The organism is Verrucomicrobiia bacterium (assembly GCA_019634625.1).
In the GTDB taxonomy this organism is placed as follows: domain Bacteria; phylum Verrucomicrobiota; class Verrucomicrobiia; order Limisphaerales; family CAIMTB01; genus CAIMTB01.
Genome location: JAHCBA010000014.1, coordinates 80,946 through 100,940, shown reverse-complemented (window position 1 = coordinate 100,940; position 19,995 = coordinate 80,946). Strand labels below are relative to the sequence as shown.

Annotated in this window: 14 protein-coding genes, 1 other RNA gene and 1 pseudogene; 10 read left to right on the top strand and 6 right to left on the bottom strand. The window is 67.3% G+C overall.

Annotated elements, in window-relative coordinates:
* Positions 1 to 288: 288 nt before the first annotated feature.
* From KF833_10650 to KF833_10615, 8 genes are all read left to right on the top strand, one after another.
* A complete protein-coding gene (locus KF833_10650; protein MBX3745754.1) occupies positions 289 to 846 on the top strand; it encodes a hypothetical protein in 558 nt (185 codons plus the stop codon).
* Complete coding sequence (locus KF833_10645) at positions 843 to 1,781, top strand: AEC family transporter (protein MBX3745753.1); 939 nt, start codon at positions 843 to 845, stop codon at positions 1,779 to 1,781. Before KF833_10650 ends, KF833_10645 begins: the two co-directional genes overlap by 4 nt.
* A 95-nt stretch (positions 1,782 to 1,876) precedes the next feature.
* Entirely contained in the window at positions 1,877 to 2,431 is a 555-nt protein-coding gene (sufT, locus tag KF833_10640) for a putative Fe-S cluster assembly protein SufT (GenBank protein ID MBX3745752.1), read from the top strand.
* Positions 2,432 to 2,534: 103 nt separating this feature from the next.
* A complete protein-coding gene (argF, locus tag KF833_10635; protein MBX3745751.1) occupies positions 2,535 to 3,473 on the top strand; it encodes an ornithine carbamoyltransferase in 939 nt (312 codons plus the stop codon).
* Between the two features lie 68 nt (positions 3,474 to 3,541).
* Complete coding sequence (locus tag KF833_10630; GenBank protein MBX3745750.1) at positions 3,542 to 4,402, top strand: leucine-rich repeat domain-containing protein; 861 nt, start codon at positions 3,542 to 3,544, stop codon at positions 4,400 to 4,402.
* A 19-nt stretch (positions 4,403 to 4,421) separates the two neighbouring features.
* Entirely contained in the window at positions 4,422 to 5,333 is a 912-nt protein-coding gene (locus KF833_10625; GenBank protein ID MBX3745749.1) for a cation transporter, read from the top strand.
* A gap of 97 nt (positions 5,334 to 5,430) precedes the next feature.
* The gene (locus tag KF833_10620; GenBank protein MBX3745748.1) at positions 5,431 to 7,506 is read left to right on the top strand and encodes a neutral/alkaline non-lysosomal ceramidase N-terminal domain-containing protein; all 2,076 of its coding nucleotides are present in this window, start codon (positions 5,431 to 5,433) and stop codon (positions 7,504 to 7,506) included.
* 33 nt (positions 7,507 to 7,539) lie between these two features.
* The gene (locus KF833_10615) at positions 7,540 to 8,442 is read left to right on the top strand and encodes a rhomboid family intramembrane serine protease (protein MBX3745747.1); all 903 of its coding nucleotides are present in this window, start codon (positions 7,540 to 7,542) and stop codon (positions 8,440 to 8,442) included.
* A 105-nt stretch (positions 8,443 to 8,547) separates the two neighbouring features.
* Here KF833_10615 and KF833_10610 read toward each other — a convergent pair whose 3' ends face one another.
* Complete coding sequence (locus KF833_10610) at positions 8,548 to 9,105, bottom strand: hypothetical protein (GenBank protein ID MBX3745746.1); 558 nt, start codon at positions 9,103 to 9,105, stop codon at positions 8,548 to 8,550.
* A gap of 432 nt (positions 9,106 to 9,537) precedes the next feature.
* Here KF833_10610 and rnpB point away from each other — a divergent pair.
* Positions 9,538 to 9,936: RNase P RNA component class A (gene rnpB / locus KF833_10605), an RNA gene on the top strand.
* A 233-nt stretch (positions 9,937 to 10,169) separates the two neighbouring features.
* Here the strand turns inward: rnpB and KF833_10600 are convergent.
* A pseudogene (locus tag KF833_10600) lies at positions 10,170 to 10,793 on the bottom strand (HDOD domain-containing protein).
* 459 nt (positions 10,794 to 11,252) lie between these two features.
* On the opposite strand from KF833_10600, the gene KF833_10595 reads away from it, so the two are divergent.
* Positions 11,253 to 12,233, top strand: a complete 981-nt coding sequence (locus KF833_10595; protein MBX3745745.1) for a transposase — start codon at positions 11,253 to 11,255, stop codon at positions 12,231 to 12,233.
* Between the two features lie 40 nt (positions 12,234 to 12,273).
* Here the strand turns inward: KF833_10595 and KF833_10590 are convergent, their stop codons facing one another.
* The 4 genes from KF833_10590 to KF833_10575 form a co-directional block, all read right to left on the bottom strand.
* The gene (locus tag KF833_10590) at positions 12,274 to 13,752 is read right to left on the bottom strand and encodes a DUF1501 domain-containing protein (protein MBX3745744.1); all 1,479 of its coding nucleotides are present in this window, start codon (positions 13,750 to 13,752) and stop codon (positions 12,274 to 12,276) included.
* A 35-nt stretch (positions 13,753 to 13,787) separates the two neighbouring features.
* Positions 13,788 to 16,856, bottom strand: coding sequence for a DUF1553 domain-containing protein (locus KF833_10585; protein MBX3745743.1), 3,069 nt, complete (start codon positions 16,854 to 16,856; stop codon positions 13,788 to 13,790).
* Between the two features lie 195 nt (positions 16,857 to 17,051).
* On the bottom strand, positions 17,052 to 17,840 hold the full coding sequence (locus KF833_10580) for a prepilin-type N-terminal cleavage/methylation domain-containing protein (GenBank protein ID MBX3745742.1): 789 nt from the start codon (positions 17,838 to 17,840) through the stop codon (positions 17,052 to 17,054).
* A gap of 487 nt (positions 17,841 to 18,327) precedes the next feature.
* On the bottom strand, positions 18,328 to 19,725 hold the full coding sequence (locus KF833_10575; protein MBX3745741.1) for a S8 family serine peptidase: 1,398 nt from the start codon (positions 19,723 to 19,725) through the stop codon (positions 18,328 to 18,330).
* Between the last annotated feature and the right edge of the window lie 270 nt (positions 19,726 to 19,995).

The following is a 19,995-nucleotide window of genomic DNA, read 5'->3' as shown; positions in this document are numbered from 1 at the left end:
CGGGGTGTTAACGGGGGCGGGGGTGCGGTGCAAGTCCCGGGGGGGCGAAGTCGCATTGGGCGGTGCATCCCGGAGTTGTGGGTGAGGAGGTGGCGAATCGGAGGGACGAGCTCTGCGAGTCCTCAACCCATTGCACCACTCCACTGCGGCCTCGTGGAACCCGGCCCTCCGAGACGACGCTTCGCGATGTTCGCAGCTCTCCCCACAACTTCGGGATGCACGGCATGCCCCGGGCGGCAGCAGGGGAATCTGGACAAGGCGGGTCGGGGGACGGAGCATGCCGCGGTGATGAATGCCGGCGTCATTGAGGCGCTTTTCAACACGCGGGAGCTGGCGGATCTCGGGCCGCGGGGGCGGGACGGGGTGTGGTCGCGGGAGGAGGCGGAGCGGCGGGCTGCAGAGGCGGCGGGAGCCCTGGGGTTGGCGGGAGGGGCATCGGACTGCCTGCGGGCGCTGGTTTTGGTGTGGCATGATCATCCGGACGGGGCGCATGGGTTGGTGCAGGATCTGGCCGGGGGCGATGCGGCGTGGGTTCACGGGATCATCCACCGGCGGGAGCCGGACTATTCGAACGCGCGCTACTGGTTTCACCGGGTGGGATCGCATGGTTTGCTCGAACGGTTGGCGGAGGGGGCGGCGCCGATGCTGGCGGGGCACGCCTCGCTGCCGTACCGGCTGATCCGCGACGGGGAATGGGATCCGATGGCGTTTATTGATGCGGTGGCGTTGGTGGCGCGGCCGGGCGGGGGTGAGAAGGAGGCGATCGGGCTGCTGCGAGCGTTGCAGGGACTGGAGATACGGATGCTGGCGGCGCACGTGACGGGCGCGGATTGCAACAGGCCGTGAGCGACACCCTGGTTCTGCTGAACGCGATCCTCCCGGTGCTGGGGTTGATCGGGGTGGGGGGCGGCATCCGGCGGATGAAGTGGCTGACGCCCGAGGCCGACGCGAGTCTGGTGCGGATGGTGGTGAACCTGCTGACTCCCTGCCTGATTGCGGACACCATCCTGGGGAACCCGGTGTTTGGGCGGGTGGGCAACGTGGTGCTGCCGCCGTTGCTGGGATTCGGGACCACGGTGCTCGGAATCGGGCTGGGGTGGTGGGCGGGGCGGAGGCTGGAAGAGAAGGAGCGGCGGACCTTCGCGTTGACGGCGGGGATCTGCAATTACGGGTACATCCCGCTGCCGCTGGCGCAGGTGCTCTTCTCGGCGGGGACGGTGGGGGTGCTTTTCGTCCAGAACATCGGGGTGGAACTGGCCATGTGGCTGGTGGGGTTGTCGGTGTTGAGCGGCCGTTCCTGGCGGGGCGGGTGGCGGCATCTGCTCAATCCGCCGGTCTTCGCCATTATCGGGACGCTGGCGCTGAACGCGGTGTTGTCCCGGGAGGCGGTGCCGGCGCCCATTCTGCAGGCGGTGCACCTGCTTGGGCGCTGCGCCATTCCCCTCGGGCTGATGCTGATCGGGGCGACGCTGGCGGATCTGCTGCCCGGCATGGGGGAATCGGTGCGGTGGCGGGTGGTGTTGCTGGCGTGCGGGGTGCGGTTGATCGGGGTGCCGGTGATGATGCTGGGACTGGCCTGGTGGATTCCGGCGTCGCGGGAGGTGCGGGAGGTGTTGCTGCTTCATGCCGCGATGCCGGCGGCGGTGTTTCCCATCATCATGGCGCGGCATTACGGGGGCGATGCGGGGACGGCCTTGCGGGTGGTGGTGGGCACCTCGCTGGCGAGTGCGGTGACGATTCCGTTCTGGTTGAAGGCGGGCATGGTGCTGTTGGGGTTGTAGGGCGGGAACATTTCACTTGGTCGGAATCCGGGCCCCGTTAGAGTGCGGGTGCGGGGCTGGAAGCGGCCCCGTCCGACCTATTCCCAATTCGTTCCATGCAATCTCCGACGACCGTTGAGCTATCGCGCGACTGCGAGGCGATCCAGATTCCCGTGGGCAACACCGTGACGTTGATGGCGGGCACGGTGGTGGACATTGCCCAGACCTTGGGCGGCACGTACACGGTGCATGCGATGGGCGGGTTGTTCCGTATTGCGGCGAAGGATCTGGATGCGCTGGGGATGAAGCCGGAGGAGGGATCGGCGCCGCGGACCGGGAGTGGGGCGCCATCGGGACCGGTGAATGAACAGGCGGTGTGGGATGTGCTGAAGACCTGTTACGATCCGGAGATTCCGGTGAACATCGTCGATCTCGGCCTGGTGTACGACATGGTCATCGAGACGCTGCCGTCGGGGAACAGCAAGGTGGGTGTGAAGATGACGCTGACGGCGCCCGGGTGCGGGATGGGCGGGGTGATTGCGAGGGATGCGCAGGAGAAGCTGCTTCTGCTGGACGGGATCGAGTCGGCGGATGTGGACATCGTCTGGGATCCGCCGTGGCATCAGTCGATGATATCCGGGGAGGGCCGGCGGATCCTGGGTCTGGAATAGGGCGCGCGGGGTGCATGTTCTGGCGTGACGTTGGGGAGGGAAGTGCGCTAGTGAGCGTCCCTTCCATCGGCGCCGGCCGGGGCCGGACCGGGGGACACGGGCCATGAAGCACCTGTTGAGTCTGGAGCAACTGACGCGGGAGGAGATCGAGTCGATCCTCGGGCGGGCGGGCCGGCTGAAGGCGGGCCGGGGCCGGTCGGGGGAACCCGGATCGCGGCAACCGCCGGGGAGTCAACCGCCGGGGAGTCAACCGCTGGCGGGGCAGACGTGGGCGCTGATCTTCTCGAAGAGTTCGACACGCACGCGGGTGAGCTTCGAGGTGGGGTTGCACGAGATGGGGGCGCGTCCGTTGTTCCTGAATGCGGGCGACATTCAGTTGGGGCGTGGCGAGCCGATCAAGGACATGGCACGGGTGCTGGGGAGGATGGTGCACGGGGCGATCATCCGGACCTATGCGCAGGGGGACGTGAATGAATTTGCGGCGTACTCGGGGATCCCGACGATCAACGCGCTGACGGACGAGGAGCATCCCTGCCAGATCCTGGCGGATCTGCACACCATTGGGGAGCGGTTGGGGCCGTTGGAGGACAAGGTGGTGACCTTCGTGGGGGACGGGGCGTGCAACATTCCGGCGAGCTGGATCTGGGCGGCGGCGCGGCTCGGGTTCGAGTTGCGGATTGCGGCACCGCGGGCGTACCAGCCGGACGCGGGGTTGCTGGCACGGGCCGGGGGCCGGATCACGGTGACCGAGGATGTGGATGCGGCGGCGCGGGGGGCGGATGTGTTGTACACCGACGTCTGGGTTTCGATGGGGCGGGAAGCGGAGGCGGCGCAGCGGTTGTCGGATCTGGCGGGGTACCAGATCAACGCGGCGCGGGTTGCGCTGGCCCGGCCCGGGGCGTTGGTGATGCATTGTCTGCCGGCGTACCGGGGGAAGGAGATCGACGAGGCCACGTTCGAGGCGCATGCGGACACGATTTTCACGCAGGCGGAGAACCGGCTGCATGTTCAGAAGGCCATTCTGGAATGGCTGGTGAGCTGACGGGCTGACGGGTGGGGTCGCGGCTTTCGCTTGGCGCGGGGCGGTGGTGTTTGACAGAACTCGGCACCATGCACGCGCGAACGGGACGATGGTTTGGCGGGGTGGGAGGGGTCTTGCTGGCGGTTTGTGCGGTTTGTGCGGTTTGTGGAATGGGGGTCGAGGAGGCGGGGGCGACGGGACTGTTTGCGGATCCCGCGCTCGAGGCGGCGGTGCGCCAGCAGGTGTTTGCCAAGCGCTTCACGGACGAGCCGCTGGTGGAGTCCGACGTGATCGGGGTTTCGACGGTGGAGGCGCGGGGACGGGGGATCACGAATCTGGCGGGGCTCGAGCGGTGCCGGAATCTGGCCATGCTGGATCTGGCGGGGAACCGGGTGACGGACCTGGGGCCGTTGAGCGGGTTGACGCGGCTTCAGTTTCTCGATGTGCAGAGCAACCGGGTTGAGACGCTGGCGCCCCTGCGGGGGGTGACGGCGCTTCAGTACCTGCACGCGGCGCGCAACGGCCTGACGGACATCGTACCCTTGTCAGGGTTGACCAACCTGGCGGCGTTGTATCTGAGCGGGAACCGGATCGAGGACATCAGACCGCTGGGGGCCTTGGGGCGGCTGGCGTCGTTGTATCTGGATGGGAACCGGATCGAGTCCCTGGCGGGGATCGAGGGGCTGCGAGGACTGACGGTGCTGTCGTTGAGCGACAACCGACTGGCGGATCTGGCGCCGCTGACGGGACTGGAACGGGTGCAGCTGCTGTTGCTCGAACGGAACCGGGTTCAGGATCTCGATGGGGTGGTGCGGTGGGTGAAGGGAGATGAGGCGCAGCGGTTCGCGCCGTTTCTCCGACTGCACCTGGCGGGCAATCCGCTGGGGACGGTGGCGCGACAGCGGCAGGTGCCGGAGATCGAGGCTGCTGGGGTGAAGGTGTTTCGCTGAGGGTTGGGAAGGGCGGACCATGGATCCCTATCGCCAAGGAATGCGGGCGGCCCTGGCGGGGGTGCTGGTGAACGTGGGGCTGGCGGTGGTGAAGATCGTCACCGGGGTGGTGGGTCATTCGTACGCGCTGATTGCGGACGGGATCGAGTCGGCGGCGGACACGTTCAGTTCGCTGGTGGTGATGGGGGGGATGCATGTGTCGGCGCGGCCACCGGACGAGGAGCACCCGTTTGGACATGGGAAGGCGGAGCCTTTGGCGGGGGTATGGGTGGCCACGATGCTGCTGGTGGCGGCGGGCTGGATTGCGTGGCACAGCGTGGGGGAGATCCGGCATCCGCAGCACGGTCCGGCGTGGTTCACGCTGCCCGTGCTGGCGGGCGTGGTGGGCATCAAGGTGTTTCTGGCACGTCGCGTGGCCCGGGTGGGGAGCCGGATCGGGAGCGTGGCAGTGCGGGGGGACGCATGGCATCACGGGTCGGATGCACTGACCTCGGCGGCGGCGTTTGTGGGGATCGGGATCGCGCTGGCGGGGGGGGAGGGGTACGAGACGGCGGACGACTGGGCGGCGCTGGCGGTCTGCGGGGTGATCGCGTGGAATGGGGTGAAGCTGCTTCGGGAATCGGCCAATGAGCTGATGGACGCGTCGGTGGCCCCGGAACGTGTGGCGGAGATCCGGGCGCTGGCGGGTTCGGTGCCCGGAGTGCTGGGGATCGAGAAGTGCCGGATACGCAGGGCGGGAATCGAGCTGACCATGGACATCCACGTGTTGGTGGATGGGGACGCCTCGGTGCGGTGCGGGCACCAGATTGCGCATGCGGTGAAGGACCGGTTGCTGGCGGCGCCCTGGAGGATTGTGGATGTGACGGTTCACGTTGAGCCGCACGATGCGGTCCATGGTCCGCAGGTGAGGCGGGGGGCGGAGGGGCTGTGAGCGAGCAGCCCGTTCCCGCAGACTTCTTCCCGGCGGACCAGGGCTGGGACGGTGGCGGATGGTTTCAATTTGGCGAAGTGGAGGATTATCTGGTGCGATGAAGGGCGTGACATCCCAGACGAAGGCGGGTTCCTGCCGGCGCGTGGCCGGGGGAGCGATTCTGATGGCGGCGGCGTGGGCGCTGATGGCCACGGCGGGGAGCGGATCGAGCCGGGCCGAGGGGGCTGCCGACGGGGCGGGGTCGTGGGAGGTGCTGTTCGACGGCGTTTCCACGGCGCATTGGCGAGGGTTCCGGCGGGACGATTTTCCGGACGACGGCTGGGAGGTGGCGGATGGCGCGCTGGTGCCGCGTCCTGACGGGACGGTGGTGGATCTCATCACCCGGAAGCGGTACGGGGACTTCGAACTCGAGGTGGAGTGGCGGGTGTCGGTGCGCGGCAACGGGGGGATTCTCGTCCGGGTCGGGGAGGACGAGGCGGAGACGTGGCAGACGGGTCCCGAAGTGCAGATTCTCGACGATGCGAACCATCCGGACGCGGAGGATCCGAAGACTTCGGCGGGGTCGATTTATGGACTGGTGGCGCCGGGACCGAAATCGCTGGTGCCGGTGGGAGAGTTCAACCGGACACGGATCGTGGTGCGGGGCAGCCGGATGTGGCAGGACCTGAACGGAGAACGGATCATGGAGGTGGATTGGGAGGGAGCGGAGTTTCGGGCGGGCGTGCAGGCGGGGAAGTTCGATGAGTTCCCGAATTTCGCCCGGCACCGCGAGGGGCACATCGCGCTCCAGCATGCGAGTGTGAGCCGGTTTCGGGCGCCCATCGCGTACCGTGGCGTCCGGGTGCGCGCACTGGCCGACGCCTCGGCGGCGGGAGGGATGCCGGTGGGGGCGGAAGGGAGGGTGGGGGTGGCCCGCGCGGACATCACACCCGGGTATCCGATCCGCCTCACGGGATATGCGGCGCGGTCGGGGATGGCGACGGAGACGTTGCAGACGCTGTGGGCCAAGGCGCTGGCTTTGGGTGGGGACGGGGGAGGGGGGCGGGTGCTGATCACCGTGGACAACTGCGGGGTGCCGGCCGCGGTGGCCGACGAGGTGGCGGCGCGATTGGAGCGGAAGGCCGGATTGGGACGCGAGGACGTGGTGGTGGCGTCGTCGCACACCCATTACGCCCCGATGGTGCGGGGATTTGCGGAGAACATTTTTGTCCGGGACCTGACTGCGGACGAGGCGGCGGCCAGTGACCGGTACACGGCCGAATTGACGGACGCCCTGGAGCGGGTTGCCCTGGAGGCGTTGGCGGACCGGCGAAGCGGGCGTTTGTACCATGGGCAGGGCGCCGTCGGGTTTGCGGGGAACCGGCGTCCGGGGGGAGGGCCTGTGGATCATGCGTTGCCGGTGCTGGTGGCGCGGGATCCGGACGGGGGCATCCGGGCGCTGGTGGCGAACTACGCCTGTCATTGCACCACCATGGGGCACCAGATCAATGCGCATCACGGCGACTGGGCGGGACATGCGCAAGCCTACCTCGAGGCGGAACACCCCGGGGCGACGGCCCTGATTACCATCGGGTGCGGGGCGGACGCCAATCCGAACCCGCGGGGCGGTGACGATTTCGGGCTGGAACTGTCACGGCGCCATGGGCGGGCGCTGGCGGACGGCGTGAAGGAGGTGTTGGCGGGGTCCTTGACGCCGCTGCCGGCGATGCCGGAGGCGGCATTCCGGCGATTGACATTGCCGTTTCAGGCGTTGCCTGAAAGGGCCGAATGGGAGCGGCGGGCGGGGGAGGGCGGCATCGTTGGATACCATGCCGGGAAGCAGTTGGCGCGGTTGGACCGGGGCGAACGGTTGCCTGAGGCGCTGCCGTATTCGGTGCAGGGATGGCGGTTTGGGGAGGGGCTGACGATGGTGTTTCTGCCCGGGGAAGTGGTGGTGGACTACGCGTTGCGATTGAAGCGGGAGTTCGGAAACGAGCGGTTGTGGGTCACCGCGTATGCGAACGACGTGCCGTGTTACATTCCGTCGCGGCGGATCCTGGCGGAGGGCGGGTACGAGGCGGAGAGTTCGCTTTGGTATTATGACCGTCCGACGCGGCTGGCGCCCGGGGTGGAGGACATCATTCACCGGGCGGTGGCGGAGACCGTGCCGGGGTGGGGCCGGTTGGGGCGTTGATCTCGGGGTGGGGCGGGCCTACGCTCGGCGCGCATGTTGTACGACCGGGATTACATGCGGGAATCCGGTGGGGGCGGCTGGCGCTCGCCGTTGAACCTGCTGTTGATCGTGCTGGTGGGGATCTTCCTGATCGAGTGCGTGCTGCGGGTGTACGGGGGTGCGAGTCTGACGCTGATTTTTGGGTTGAGCGGGCAGGCGCTGGGGCGCTTTGAGGTGTGGCGGCTGGTCACCTACCAGTTTCTGCACGACGCGCCGTGGCCGTGGCACATCCTGTTCAACGGGATCGCGCTTTGGTTTTTTGGGCGGGCGATGCTGGAGACGGTGGGAGTGCGGCGTTTCTGGAAGATTTATCTGTCAGCGGGCGTGTTCGGTGGACTGCTCGAGGTGGGCTGTCAGGCGTGGTACCCGAACTACGGGCAGGGGTACACGGTGGGCGCTTCGGGGAGCGTGCTGGGTTTGATCGGGGCGTACTGCTTCCTTTTTCCGGGGCGGGAGGTGATGTTCTTTCTGTACGTCTTCCCGGTGCGGCTGAAGTCGATGACGCTGTTCTGGATTCTGTTTGGATTCAGCGTGTTCGGGGTGGCCTTTCTGCACAGCGGCATTGCGCACGGGGCGCATCTGGGGGGTCTTCTGACGGGGGTGGCCTATGTGCGGCTGTTCCTGCATGAGGATGGGCGGGCGTGGTTGCGGCGGCTGAATCCATTCGGGGGGTTGGGGCGGCGGCCCGGGCGGATGTCGGTTCCGGCGGGCCAGGGCCTAGGGGGGCTGAATCCGGGGGCCGGCGGGGGGCGGGGTCCGGTGGAGACACCGGAGGACTTCATGCGCCGGGAGGTGGATCCGATCCTCGACAAGATTTCGGCGCACGGGATCCAGAGTCTGACCGAGCGGGAGCGGCGCATACTGGAGAAGGCGCGGCAACGCATGCGCGAGCCATAGGGGAGGCATTGGCCGGTCGGATCCGGCGACGGGCGACGGGCGGTGTGGCAGATCGGAGGCGGGGAACCGATGGACTATTCCCTTGGGATTCCCGACAGCCCACCCTCAACCGGCGGATGCGGGGCGTGCGAGGGTGCCGGTGGTCTGGCCGTGGTAGCCGCCTTCGGGATGACTGCGACCACGGATGATACCCGCACCGATGGCGCCGGACAGGGTGCCCAAGCCGTCAGGGAGAGTTTGCCAGGCCAGTTCGAACCCGACGCGGGCCCCCCCGGATGGATCGTCGTCCCGGACGATCTCACAGCGCAGGGTGCCGACGAAGCCGATGACGAGGACATCGCCGCCGGCCGTGGTGGAGCGGGAACGTCCGGTGGCCCGGAAAGCCCGATGAAGGCGGGGACGTCCGTCTTCGAAGGGGACGAGGGAAAGGTCGATCTGGATCTCGACCGGGCCCAAGGGATCACCATATCCGGAACCTTGGGCATGAAGGCGTTGTTGCTCACCGAGGGTGCTGACCGAGCCCACGAGGTGAACGCGCCAGCGTTCGTGATAGAACGGATCGGATCGTGAGGAACGGCCTGGTCCTGGCCTGGCGAGGGCGGACGGGAGGATGCTGGCGTCGGCGAGACGCGAATGGTGGAGCAGTGCGGCGAACGTTTTCATCGGGGTGGGACGATGCGCCCGCGTGCCTGCGTACGGCCTGAGCTCGCGCGCGCCGTTGCACGACGCGTTGAGATGAGGGGGGTGGGAGGTGGGAGGTGGGCGTTTTGCGTGGGGTTCGCTGGTGGCCGGAGTTGGTGCGGCCGGTCCTGAACCACGATGTGCGAGTGCCATTACTCCAATGGGCATCGTGCCGTCAACCTTGGATGGACGCGTTTCGCTTCGCGCCGTGCATTCCGGAGCACTGGGGGGCGGTGCGAGCTTCGCGAAGGGCGGTCTCGGGGGGGGCGAGTTCCAGGAGCCGGCAACGGTGGGGAGCATTCGGTGGCGGACTCGCGGAGCTTGTCCCTCGGAATGGCTGCCTTCTCACCCCAACTCGGGGATGCACCGCGGTGCTTGCGGCGCGGGCGGAGGGGGGGATAGGATGGAGGGGTTCCGGAAGGGCGGAGGGCCGCTCTTGGTTCATTCCAAGGGAGGAAAGTCCGAACTCCACAGGGCGCGATGCCATGCAACCCCGGGAAGACCGGGGATACGCATGGGAGACGGGGCCGCGAGGCCCCTCGACGGACAGTGCCACAGAGAACATACCGCCGAACTCCGGTCTTCGGGCCGGGGTGGCAAGGGTGAAAAGGTGGGGTAAGAGCCCACCGCGCCGAGCGCAAGCGGAGCGGCACGGAAAACCCCGTCGGGAGCAAGGCCAAATAGGGGGCCCTGGAGCGGCCCGCTCCGGTTCCGCGCGAGCGGACGGGTCCCGGGTATGGCCGCTAAGAGAAATGGTCCTCTCCCCGCGGTGACGCGGGCAGACAGAATTCGGCTTACAGCCCTTCCGGAACCTCTTGATCGGCGACTTCGAGGCTGGCGGCGACCTCGTCGAGTTGCTGTTGGGCTTCGGATAGCAGTTCGAGGAGTTCCCCTGGCGAGGCGAATCCGGCCCAGCCGAGGAGGTCGATGGGAAACTCCGCGGGGCGCGGGGCAAGGCCGGCTTCGGTGTCGTGGGTCAGAACCAGGCGGACGAGGCGAAGCATGCCGATCGGGGTGTGGGCGGGGACGACGCTGGGGGTGCCGAGCTGGTTTTCGATGGGTTTGACGATGGCTGGGGGGAAGCCCCATTCGCCGAGGAGGAGGGCCCCGGCTTCGGCGTGGGTGAAGCCCACGCGGGACACCTCCCAGATTTCCAGGGATTCCGAGCGGTCCCAGGGGGGGCCATGGGCGACTTCGTCGAGGACCTCATTGATAAGGACGCGGCCGAGGGCATGGAGGATGCCGATGGTGTAGGCCTCCGGAGCATCGACGCCATGGATGAAGGCGAGTTGCTCCATGAGGAGGGCGGCGAGGAGGGAGCTTCGCCAGTATTGGGCGGCAGTGAGGCCGTAGTTGGCGAGGCCCTTGCCGAAGATGTGTTTGCTGAGGCTGAGTTCGATGACGCGGATGACCTCTTCGAGGCCGAGTCGCTGGAGGGCAAGCTGGAGGTCCACGCAGCTTTCGCCTCGGCTGAACAGGGCGCTGTTGCTCAGGCGGATGACATCGGCGACGAGGGCAGCGTCCTTGCCGACCAGATGGCCGACGTTCTCAAGGTTGACGTCGGGTTCCTTCACCAACCGGAGGGCGCGGCTGAGGACTTCGGGGGTCGCGTACAGGCGTTGGATCTTGCGGATTGCGCCGCGGAATTCGGCGGGGGTACGCGGAGTCATCAGAGCTCGAAGAGCGTGGCGTGCGGCGGGGCGATTGACCAGCCTTGGGATGGGGCACCCGGCGAAAGCGGTGCATCCCGGAGTTATGGATGAGGAGGCAGCGAATCGGAGGGACGAGATCTGTGAGTCCTCAACCCAATGCTCCACACCGTTGCGGCCTCATAGAACTCGGCCCTCCGAAGCGACGCTTGGCGGAGTTCGCACCTCTCCCCACAACTTCGGGATGCACGGCGGCGAAAGAGACGGTGCGTTACCGAACATCTCGGCGTGAGGGCTGCCGTTCCGAGGGATTCTACGGTGACCCGACGCCGCGATGTCAGTTAAAATGTCAGGCACTTTAAACTTAACTCTTTATATAACAAGGCAGGCCCTTTACTCTTGACGCAATTCAGACCCAGTGCTCACCCTTTCGCCCGTCATTCTGTTCACCAGCCCTGTCTCTCCACCCACGCCCACCTCATGAGAACCCCACGCATCACAGCCGACCCCACCCTCCCGGCGGTCTATCACTGCATGTCCCGCGTCGCCGGTCGCCTCCCTCTCCTCGACGACTCCGCCAAGCACAAACTCCTCAACATCCTCCATCACCTCGCCCGGTTCTGCGAAATCGACATCATCACCTTCTGCATGATGTCCAACCACTTCCATCTCCTCATCCGCGTTCCTCCAAAGCCCCTCCCGGACTCCATCCCGGACGATGTCATCCTCGCCAAACTCGAGGACTTCTACGGGCCCAAGTCCACTCTCCCCACCCTCGCACGTGCTGCCGTCAACAAGGGCCAGCCCCTCCCGGACGACATCCGCCAGGCGGTCCTCTCCCGCATCGCCGATCTCTCCGTCTTCCTTCAGGAGTTCAAGCAACGCTTCTCCCGCTGGTACAACCGCCGTCACGACCGCACCGGCTACCTCTGGGGCGAACGCTTCCGCAGCGTCCTGGTGGAGGACTGTCCCAGCACCCTCCGCGCCATCGCCGCCTACATCGACCTCAATCCCGTCCGCGCCGGGCTGGTCAACGATCCCAAGGACTACCGCTTCTGCGGCTACGCCGCCGCCCTCACCGGCGACAAGGTCATCCGCCGCGGAATCATGGGCTTTCTGGAGACCCAGGACTGGAGCGCTGCGTCAGCAGAATATCGCCTGGCGCTATACGTGATCGGCGGGACGTCAGGGCGGAGCGACAAGCGGGTGTTGGATCCGGAGGCAATCAAGGCGGAGCTGGCGCGGGGCGGACAACTGCCGCTGGGTCAGATCCTGCGGTTACGGATCCGGCACATGACGGACGGGGTGTTCCTGGGATCGAAGGAGTTCGTGGACCAGATGTGGGAGCGGCACCGGGACAGGTTCGGCAAGCGTCGGAAGAGCGGCGCAAGGATCATACGGCGCGCTCCCATCCCTGGGCTTACCGTGCTGCGCGATCTCCGGGTGGATGCGGTGGAGTAAGTCTCGGCATCTGGTTCTGGTGGCACGTGTGGACGGACCGTCAGGCGAGGAGGGGCTGGATGATCTTTCCGTGGACGTCGGTGAGGCGGAAGCGGCGGCCCTGGAAGAAGTGGGTGAGGCGTTCGTGATCGACGCCGAGGAGGTGGAGGAGGGTGGCGTGGAAGTCGTGCACATGGACGCCGTTTTCAGCGATGTTGTAGCCGAAGTCGTCGGTGGTGCCGTAGGTGGTTCCGGGGCGGGCGCCGCCGCCGGCCATCCAGAGGGAGAAGCAGCGGGGGTGATGGTCGCGTCCGTAGTCGGTGGCGGTGAGTTTGCCCTGGGAATAGTTGGTGCGACCGAATTCGCCGCCCCAGACGACGAGGGTGTCGTCGAGGAGCCCGCGTTGTTTGAGGTCGGTGAGGAGGGCGTAGGAGGGCTGGTCGGTTTCCTTGCACTGCTGGCGGATGCCGTTGGGGAGTCCGCCGTGCTGGTCCCAGCCCTGGTGGTAGAGCTGGATGAATTTGACGCCGCGTTCGGCAAGGCGGCGGGCGAGGAGGCAGTTGGCGGCGAAGGTGCCTGGCTTGCGGGAATCGGGTCCGTAGAGGTCGAAGGCGCTGTCGGGTTCGCCGGAGAGGTCGGTGGCCTCGGGGACGCTGGTCTGCATGCGGTACGCCATTTCGTACTGGGCGATGCGGGAGTCGATGTCGCGGTCACCGGAGCGGTCGGCGGCGTGCTGGTGGAGATCGCGGAGGCGATCAAGCATGAGGCGCCGGCTTTCGGGGGCGATCCCGTCGGGATTGTTGAGGTAGAGGACGGGTTCCTTGCCGGCGCGGAACTGGACGCCCTGATGTTGGGCGGGGAGGAAGCCGCTGCCCCAGAGGCGGGCGTAAAGGGGTTGATCGACCTTGCCGCGGGTGATGAGGACGACGAAGGAGGGGAGGTTTTCGTTGTCGCTGCCGAGGCCGTAGTGGACCCAGGCGCCCATGCTGGGGCGGCCGGAGATCTGGGAACCGGTCTGGAGGAAGGTGATGGCGGGGTCGTGATTGATGGCCTCGGTGTACATCGAGCGGACGATGCAGAGGTCGTCGGCGACGCGGGCGGTGCAGGGGAGGAGTTCGCTGAGCCAGGCACCGGACTGGCCATGCCGGGCGAACTTGAAGATCGAGCCGGCGAGGGGGAGGGAGGCCTGGTTGCCGGACATGCCGGTGAGGCGCTGGCCCATGCGGACCGAATCGGGGAGCTGCTGACCGTTGCGCTCGTTGAGGAGGGGTTTGTAGTCGAAGGTTTCGAGCTGGGACGGCCCGCCGGCCATGAAGAGGAAGATCACGCGTTTGGCGTGGGCCGCGTGGTGGAGCTGGCCGCCGAGGACTCCGCGGTCGGGGCCGGGACCGGGGGTGGGAGTTGCGGCGAGGGTGCGGGACGGCTGGAGGAGATGGGCGAGGGCGATGCCACCGAGGCCGAAGCCGAAACGGTTGAGGAAGCCCCGGCGGCTGAGGTGGGCAGCGGGAACGGGGCCGACACAGAGGGAGGGAGGATTCATGGGGGTGTGGAGGGGATGAAGGAGGATGTCCAAGTCTAGCGCTTCATGACGAATTCGTCGTGGTTCATCACGGCGCTGGTGAGGACGGTGGTGGCGGCCAGTTCGGGGGCTGGGAGGGATGGGTCGCGTGGCCGTTCGCCGATGGCGACGAAGGCTTCGGCGTCGTCGGGATGGGCACGGAAATGGGCGCGTTGTTCGGTGTAAAGGAGGGCGAGGAGGTCGGTTTCGAGGTCATCCGGGGCGCGGCCGACGAGGCGAAGGAAGGCGTCTTGGGCACGGGCGGCGGGATCGTGGGGGTGATCGGTGAGAAGGCGTTCGGCAAGGACGCGGGCGGCTTCGACGAACTGGGTGTCGTTGAGGAGGACGAGGGACTGGAGGGGGGTGGTGGTGGCGTCGCGTTTGGATGTGCAGACCTCGCGGGAGGTGGCGTCGAAGGTGAGCATGCTGGGCGGCGGGGCGGTGCGGCGCCAGAAGGTGTAGAGGCTGCGGCGGTAGAGTTTGTCACCCTTGTCCTGGGTGTAGGACTTGCCGGTGCCGGCATCCTCCCAGACGCCGGGAGGTTGGTAGGGTTTGACGGCGGGGCCTCCGAGCGTGGGGACGAGGAGGCCGCTGGCGGCGAGGGCGCCGTCGCGGATCTGTTCGGCGTCGAGGCGATGGCGGGGGCCGCGGGCGAGCAGGCGGTTCTCGGGGTCGCGGGCAAGGAGGTTGGGGGGGGCGGAGGAGGCCTGGCGATAGGTGGCGGAGGTGACGATGAGGCGATGGAGGGCTTTGCGATCCCAGCCGGAACTCACGAAGCGGTGGGCGAGCCAGTCGAGGAGTTCGGGGTGGGAGGGCAGTTCACCCTGGGCGCCGAAGTCCCATGTGGTGCCGACGAGGCCCTGGCCGAAGTGGTGTTTCCAGATGCGATTGACGGCGACGCGGGCGGTGAGGGGATGGGCGGGGTCGGTGATCCAGCGGGCGAGGCCGAGGCGGTTGCGGGGCAGGCCTGGATCCATGGGCATGAGGCGATCGGGGGTGCCGGGCTGGACGGCATCGCCGGGGCTGTCGTAGGCGCCGCGCTGGAGGACGAAGGTGGGGCGCGGTTCCGGGAGGTCCTGCATCACCATGATTTCGCGGACGGGGGTGACGAGGTTGTTTTCGGCGACGAGGACTTCGTGCCAGCGGGCTCGGAGGGCGAGGGAGGCGTCGTCGTGACGGGCGAGGAAGTGGGCGAGCCAGGCCGTTTCGGGGAGGCTGGGGAGGGGATGGGGGAGACCGGCATGGAGGGCGACCTCGACGGGGGTGAGTTCGGCATTGAAGACGCGGAACTCGTCGATGAGGCCGTCCTTGAAGCCATTGTCGCGGAAGCGGCCGGCGAGGGTGAGGGGGACGCCGCCGACATCGGAATCGCCCCATTCGGCGCGATGCTGGATGTCCTTGGCGAGGTGGTCCCGGACGATATCGAGGGGGAGGGGGAGGCCGTCGCGGTAGATGCGGATGCCGGCGGCGCGGCCGGAGCCGTCGTAGGTGACGGTGAGATGGGACCAGACACCGGGAGGGAGAGGGTCGCGGGTGCGGACGGCGGCGGCGTTGCCGGGCCAGAAGTGAATGAGGCCGAAGAAGGGATGACCGTGTTCGAGGACGAGTTCATAGCCGCGGCTGCCGGAATCGGTCCAGGAGCGGGAGGCATGGAAGACCACGGCGCGGGGAGCGGTGTCGGCGGGCTGGAGCCAGAGGGAGAAGGTGAAGGGATCGGTGCGGCCGAATCGGCCGGCACGGGGGAGGACGGCGGAGTTGTCGCCGCTGAACTTCATCGCCTGTCCGACGCGGCCGGGGACGAGTTCGGGGTTGTCGTGGAGGCGGACGAGGTTGGTGGAGAGGGAGTCCGGGGTGCGATGATTCTCGATCGTCTCGAACGGGAGATGGGCGACGGGATCGGGGACGGGAGGCGGTTCGGAGGAGCGGGTGTGGGCGAGCCAGCGTTCGAAGCGGGGGCGGGCGGTGGCGCGGCGGGCGGTCAAGGCGTCCTCGAGGGCGAGGCGGGCTTCGAGGAGTTCGCGGTGCCGCCGTTCGGTGTCGCCTTCCCAGAGGCGCATGACGGGAGTGGGGGTGGCGCGGGTGAAGTGGGAGTACAGGCCGGACTCGTCGATGGAATTGAAGAAGGCGAAGAGGCGGTAGTAATCGCGCTGGGAGATGGGGTCGTACTTGTGGTCATGGCAGCGGGCGCATTCGAGGGTGAGGCCGAGGAAGGCGGTGCCCATGGTGTGGACACGGTCGGCGACGTACTCGGCGCGGAACTCCTCCTCGATGCTGCCGCCCTCGTTGGTCTGGCGATGAAGGCGGTTGAAGGCGGTGGCGAGGATCTGGTCGGGGGAGGGTTGGTCGAGGAGGTCGCCGGCGAGCTGCCAGGTGATGAAGTCGTCCCAGGGAAGGTTCTCGTTGAAGGCACGAAGGACCCAGTCGCGCCACGGGGAGAGGTCATGGTCCACATCGGACTGGTAGCCGTAGGTATCGGCGTAGCGGGCGAGGTCGAGCCATTCCTGGGTCATGCGTTCCCCGTAGTGAGGGGAAGCGAGGAGGCGATCGACGGCGGCCTCGTAGGCGGCGGGCGAGGGGTCGGCGAGGAAGGCTGCGATGTCGTCCGGCGTGGGGGGAAGACCGATGAGATCGAGGGTGACGCGGCGGAGGAGGGTTTCCGGGGCGGCTTCGGGTTGGGAGGGGAGTCCCTCCTGGTGGTGGCGTGTGCGGACGAAGCGGTCGATGTCGTTGACCGCGGGCGGGGTGGAATCGTCGAGGGCGGGGATGGCGGGGGGAACGATGGGCAGGAAGGCCCAGTGTTCCTTGAACTCCGCTCCCTGTTCGATCCACCGCCGGAGCCGGTCGGTTTCTTCGGGGGTGAACGGCGGAAGTTTGGCCTCCGGGGGAGGCATGACGTCGTTGGGATCGGAGGCAAGGATGCGGGCGAGGAGTTCGGAGGCATCCGGATTGCCGGGGACAATGGCGGGTTCGCGGGAGCGTCCGCCGCGGAGGGCGCCTTCGCGGGTGTGGAGGTCGAGGCGTCCCTTGCGGGCCTGATCGTCGGGACCGTGGCAGGCGAAGCAGCGATCGGAGAGGAGGGGGAGGATGTGGAAATTGAAGTCCACGACCTCGGCATCGACGCGGGCCTGGGCAAGGTGAAGGAAGACGAGGGCGAGGGCGGGGAGACGACGGACGGTATTCACGCGGCGACGGGAGGGGGGGTGGGGGGGGTGGAGTCGGGCCGGGGTGTTGGGACGCTGTGGAGCGGGTCGGGGCGGAGGCCGGGACGGAGCCGAGCGGGATCAGAGGCCGGCGCCGCCGACGTCGGGTTTGAGCCAGGGGGTATCCGACCAGTACCATTCGGAGGCGCGGCGGACGGAGACGTGGGAATCGGCGAAGAGGACGTTGCTGCGTTGATTATGTCGGAGGTGGGGGCCGCCCCAGTTGGGATCGCCGGGGGAGGTGACGCAACCGGTGCAGGGAGCATCGTGACGGGGGTCATGGACGATCCAGCAGCCGGGTTTTTCGGGAGAGGCCGGGGTGACGCAGCGGAAGGGGTCGGGGGTGTTGACGGGGCGGGAGCCGCCATCGGTGAGGTGGACTGTGGACGAGGGGCTGCGGACGGCGGAATCGCGGAGGGGGGGCCAATCCCGGACATCCCAGCTTCCGGGCCAGTCGCAGCCGCCCAGGCGGAAGTTCATGGCGTAGTTGGAGACCGCATGATCCTGCTGATCGCTGGGATACATGGCGATGGCCTCGCGGAACTTCTTCGTCTTGTTCGGGCAGAGGAGGAGGTTGGTGGTCTGCTGGTAGGGCTGCAGGAAGTTGAACCAGGCTTTGCGGAAGACGTTGGCACCGCGGACCTGGAAGGTGTGGACATAGCGTTCGTCGTAGTCGCTGGAGTACACCTTCTGGGCGATGCCCATCTGGCGGAGGCTATTGATGCAGGACGCGGACTTCCCCTTTTCCTTGGCCTTGGCGAGGGCCGGCAGGAGCAGGCTGGCGAGGATCGCGATGATGGCGATCACCACGAGCAGTTCGATGAGGGTGAAACCGCGTCTGGGGGCGGGCGACGGGCAGCGGGAATGCATTGCCGTTTGATAATGGGCAAGATGAGCGCGGGCAAGATTTGAGAGTGGCGGGGATGCGCCGGCCTTGCACGTCGAGTGGCTTGGGGCGCTGATGCGGCGCTGGCGGCTGTTCACGCGGGCGGAGGTGTGAAGCCGGAGCCAAGGCAGGCCAACCCTTCGGTTGGCGGTTCGAGGCGATGCCGAACGCCAGGGGTGGCGCGATATCCTCGCACGACGGACCGCTCCGCCATCCTGGAAATACGCGAACGGCGCTGTGCCCGACCACTGCCCGGCTGGTTGCCGGACGACGTCCAACATTCCAGATGGAGGACGTCGCTGCGCGCTGCGACCCCCGTGTCGAACCTCCGTCCGCTCTGACAACTGGCTCCGACTGCGCCAAGGACTTGCGAAGATGCAAGGGCCTCCCGAAAAATCTGCTGGGCCATGCCCTGGCCAGTTCTTTCGGGCATCGGGTTGTTGGAAGAGGTGGCGAGCGGGGGAGTCGGGGTTACGGCGGCAGGTGACGGAAGCCGATGCGGTCGTGCAGGTGGGTGGTGACGGTGGAGGGCGATGTGTTGGGTTGGGCGAGGAGGCCGGCGGCGAGGCCGCTGGCGTAGGCGGTCGAGACGGAGGTGCCCTGGACGACGAAGGCTTCGCCGGCGTGGGGAACGATGGAGGTGCCGGGGGCGATGAGATCCACGAATGTTCCCCGATTGGCGTAGGGGGCGATTTGACCGCGGTGATCGCTGGCGGTGACGGCGAGGACATCCGGGTAGGCGGCGGGGTAGGTGGGGGTGCCGGTGGGCTGATTTCCGGGTGCGGCGAACGCCAGCACCCCGGCGGCGGAGGCCTGGCGGAGGACATCCTGTACGACGGGACTGGGGTTCGGGCCGCTGAGACTGAGGTTGAGGATGTCCGCGCCTCGTTCGAGGGCGGCGACGATGCCCTGGGCCAGCTCGAAAGTGGAGGTTTGCGAACGGCCCCCATAGATGTCGATGGGGAGAATGCGTACCGGAGTGCCGTCGGGGCCGGACTGGGTGACGCTGAGTCCCTGGAGGATGGTTTCGAACATCCCGGAGGCATGGGTGAGTCCTTCGGTGGGTACGCCGGAGGGAGGCGTGAGGGAGACGGTCGGGAGCAGGAAATCCGGATGGGCCAAGCCGCCATGGGGCAGGGAGGTGTCGAGGAGGGCGACGATGACCGAGGAACCGTCGGTGATCGGGCGGGCCCGAAGTCCGAGCGGGGGCGGAATGGCGCCTGGAAGGGGATCGATGCGGGAGGGGAGGCTGAGGGGATGATTGGCTTCGACCGAGGCGACATCGTCGTCCGCAGCCAGCAGGGCACGGGCGGAGTCGGCGGCTTCGGCATCGTCGAAGACCAGTCGGTGGGCATCGAGGGAATCGATGGAGCCCGCCATGCGGGCTCCGAGGCGGCGGGCGAGTTCCTCGATGGTGATGGAGGCGTCGGGTTTGAGCCGGACGATCAGCTCGTTGGGGATGGGCTGGGAGGATTCAGGGGCACCGGGCGACGTCGCGCGGGGTTCGATCGGGACGGTGGCGAGCGAGGACTGGGAACGGAAGACCAGGAGACGGGAAGGGGTGTCGCGGCCGGGGAGCAGGGCGAAATTCAGGTCGCCGAGGAGCAGGGCAAGCGCTTCGCGTTCGGAGCGCTGTTCGAAGCGGGCGGCCACGGTGGCATTCAGGCCGGGTTCGACGAGCACGCGCCAATTGGTGGCGGAGGCAATCCGTTCGAGGACCTGGTCGAGGGGCCAGTCGTGAAAGTTGGCGTCCACGCGCCGATGCTCGCGATCCCAGCGCAGGTTGCCCGGTGGTTCGGCCGCGAGGGCCGGGCCCAGGAGCAGGAGGAGCCAGGCGGCGAGGAAGCGGGCGAGCCAGTGCAGCGGCATGGCGTGCAGTAGTAGCATCGACGGGTCCGGCGAGGAAGCGGCGAAGGTGGGGAGGGGGAGAGCTCAGTCGCCAGGCATCGGTCAACAAATAGCAAGTCAGACATTTTAAATTGACTGCGCAGGAGGCGCGGGGCATCCCAAAATATACAAAGACAGGCTTACTAAGATTGACCTCGAGACCAAATATACTAAGGCAGGCGCATTGAGATTGACTCGGTGACCTTGTCGAATGGTTGCAAACTGCGTGCATATGCACGCAGTTTGCGTTGT

Excerpts from the sequence above, each read along its gene's own strand:
- KF833_10650 (MBX3745754.1), top strand. The coding sequence starts at position 289 with ATGAATGCCGGCGTCATTGAGGCGCTTTTCAACACGCGGGAGCTGGCG.
- sufT (MBX3745752.1), top strand. The coding sequence starts at position 1,877 with ATGCAATCTCCGACGACCGTTGAGCTATCGCGCGACTGCGAGGCGATC.
- argF (MBX3745751.1), top strand. The coding sequence starts at position 2,535 with ATGAAGCACCTGTTGAGTCTGGAGCAACTGACGCGGGAGGAGATCGAG.
- KF833_10630 (MBX3745750.1), top strand. The coding sequence starts at position 3,542 with ATGCACGCGCGAACGGGACGATGGTTTGGCGGGGTGGGAGGGGTCTTG.
- KF833_10625 (MBX3745749.1), top strand. The coding sequence starts at position 4,422 with ATGGATCCCTATCGCCAAGGAATGCGGGCGGCCCTGGCGGGGGTGCTG.
- KF833_10620 (MBX3745748.1), top strand. The coding sequence starts at position 5,431 with ATGAAGGGCGTGACATCCCAGACGAAGGCGGGTTCCTGCCGGCGCGTG.
- KF833_10615 (MBX3745747.1), top strand. The coding sequence starts at position 7,540 with ATGTTGTACGACCGGGATTACATGCGGGAATCCGGTGGGGGCGGCTGG.
- KF833_10610 (MBX3745746.1), bottom strand. The coding sequence starts at position 9,105 with ATGAAAACGTTCGCCGCACTGCTCCACCATTCGCGTCTCGCCGACGCC.
- KF833_10595 (MBX3745745.1), top strand. The coding sequence starts at position 11,253 with ATGAGAACCCCACGCATCACAGCCGACCCCACCCTCCCGGCGGTCTAT.
- KF833_10590 (MBX3745744.1), bottom strand. The coding sequence starts at position 13,752 with ATGAATCCTCCCTCCCTCTGTGTCGGCCCCGTTCCCGCTGCCCACCTC.
- KF833_10580 (MBX3745742.1), bottom strand. The coding sequence starts at position 17,840 with ATGCATTCCCGCTGCCCGTCGCCCGCCCCCAGACGCGGTTTCACCCTC.
- KF833_10575 (MBX3745741.1), bottom strand. The coding sequence starts at position 19,725 with ATGCCGCTGCACTGGCTCGCCCGCTTCCTCGCCGCCTGGCTCCTCCTG.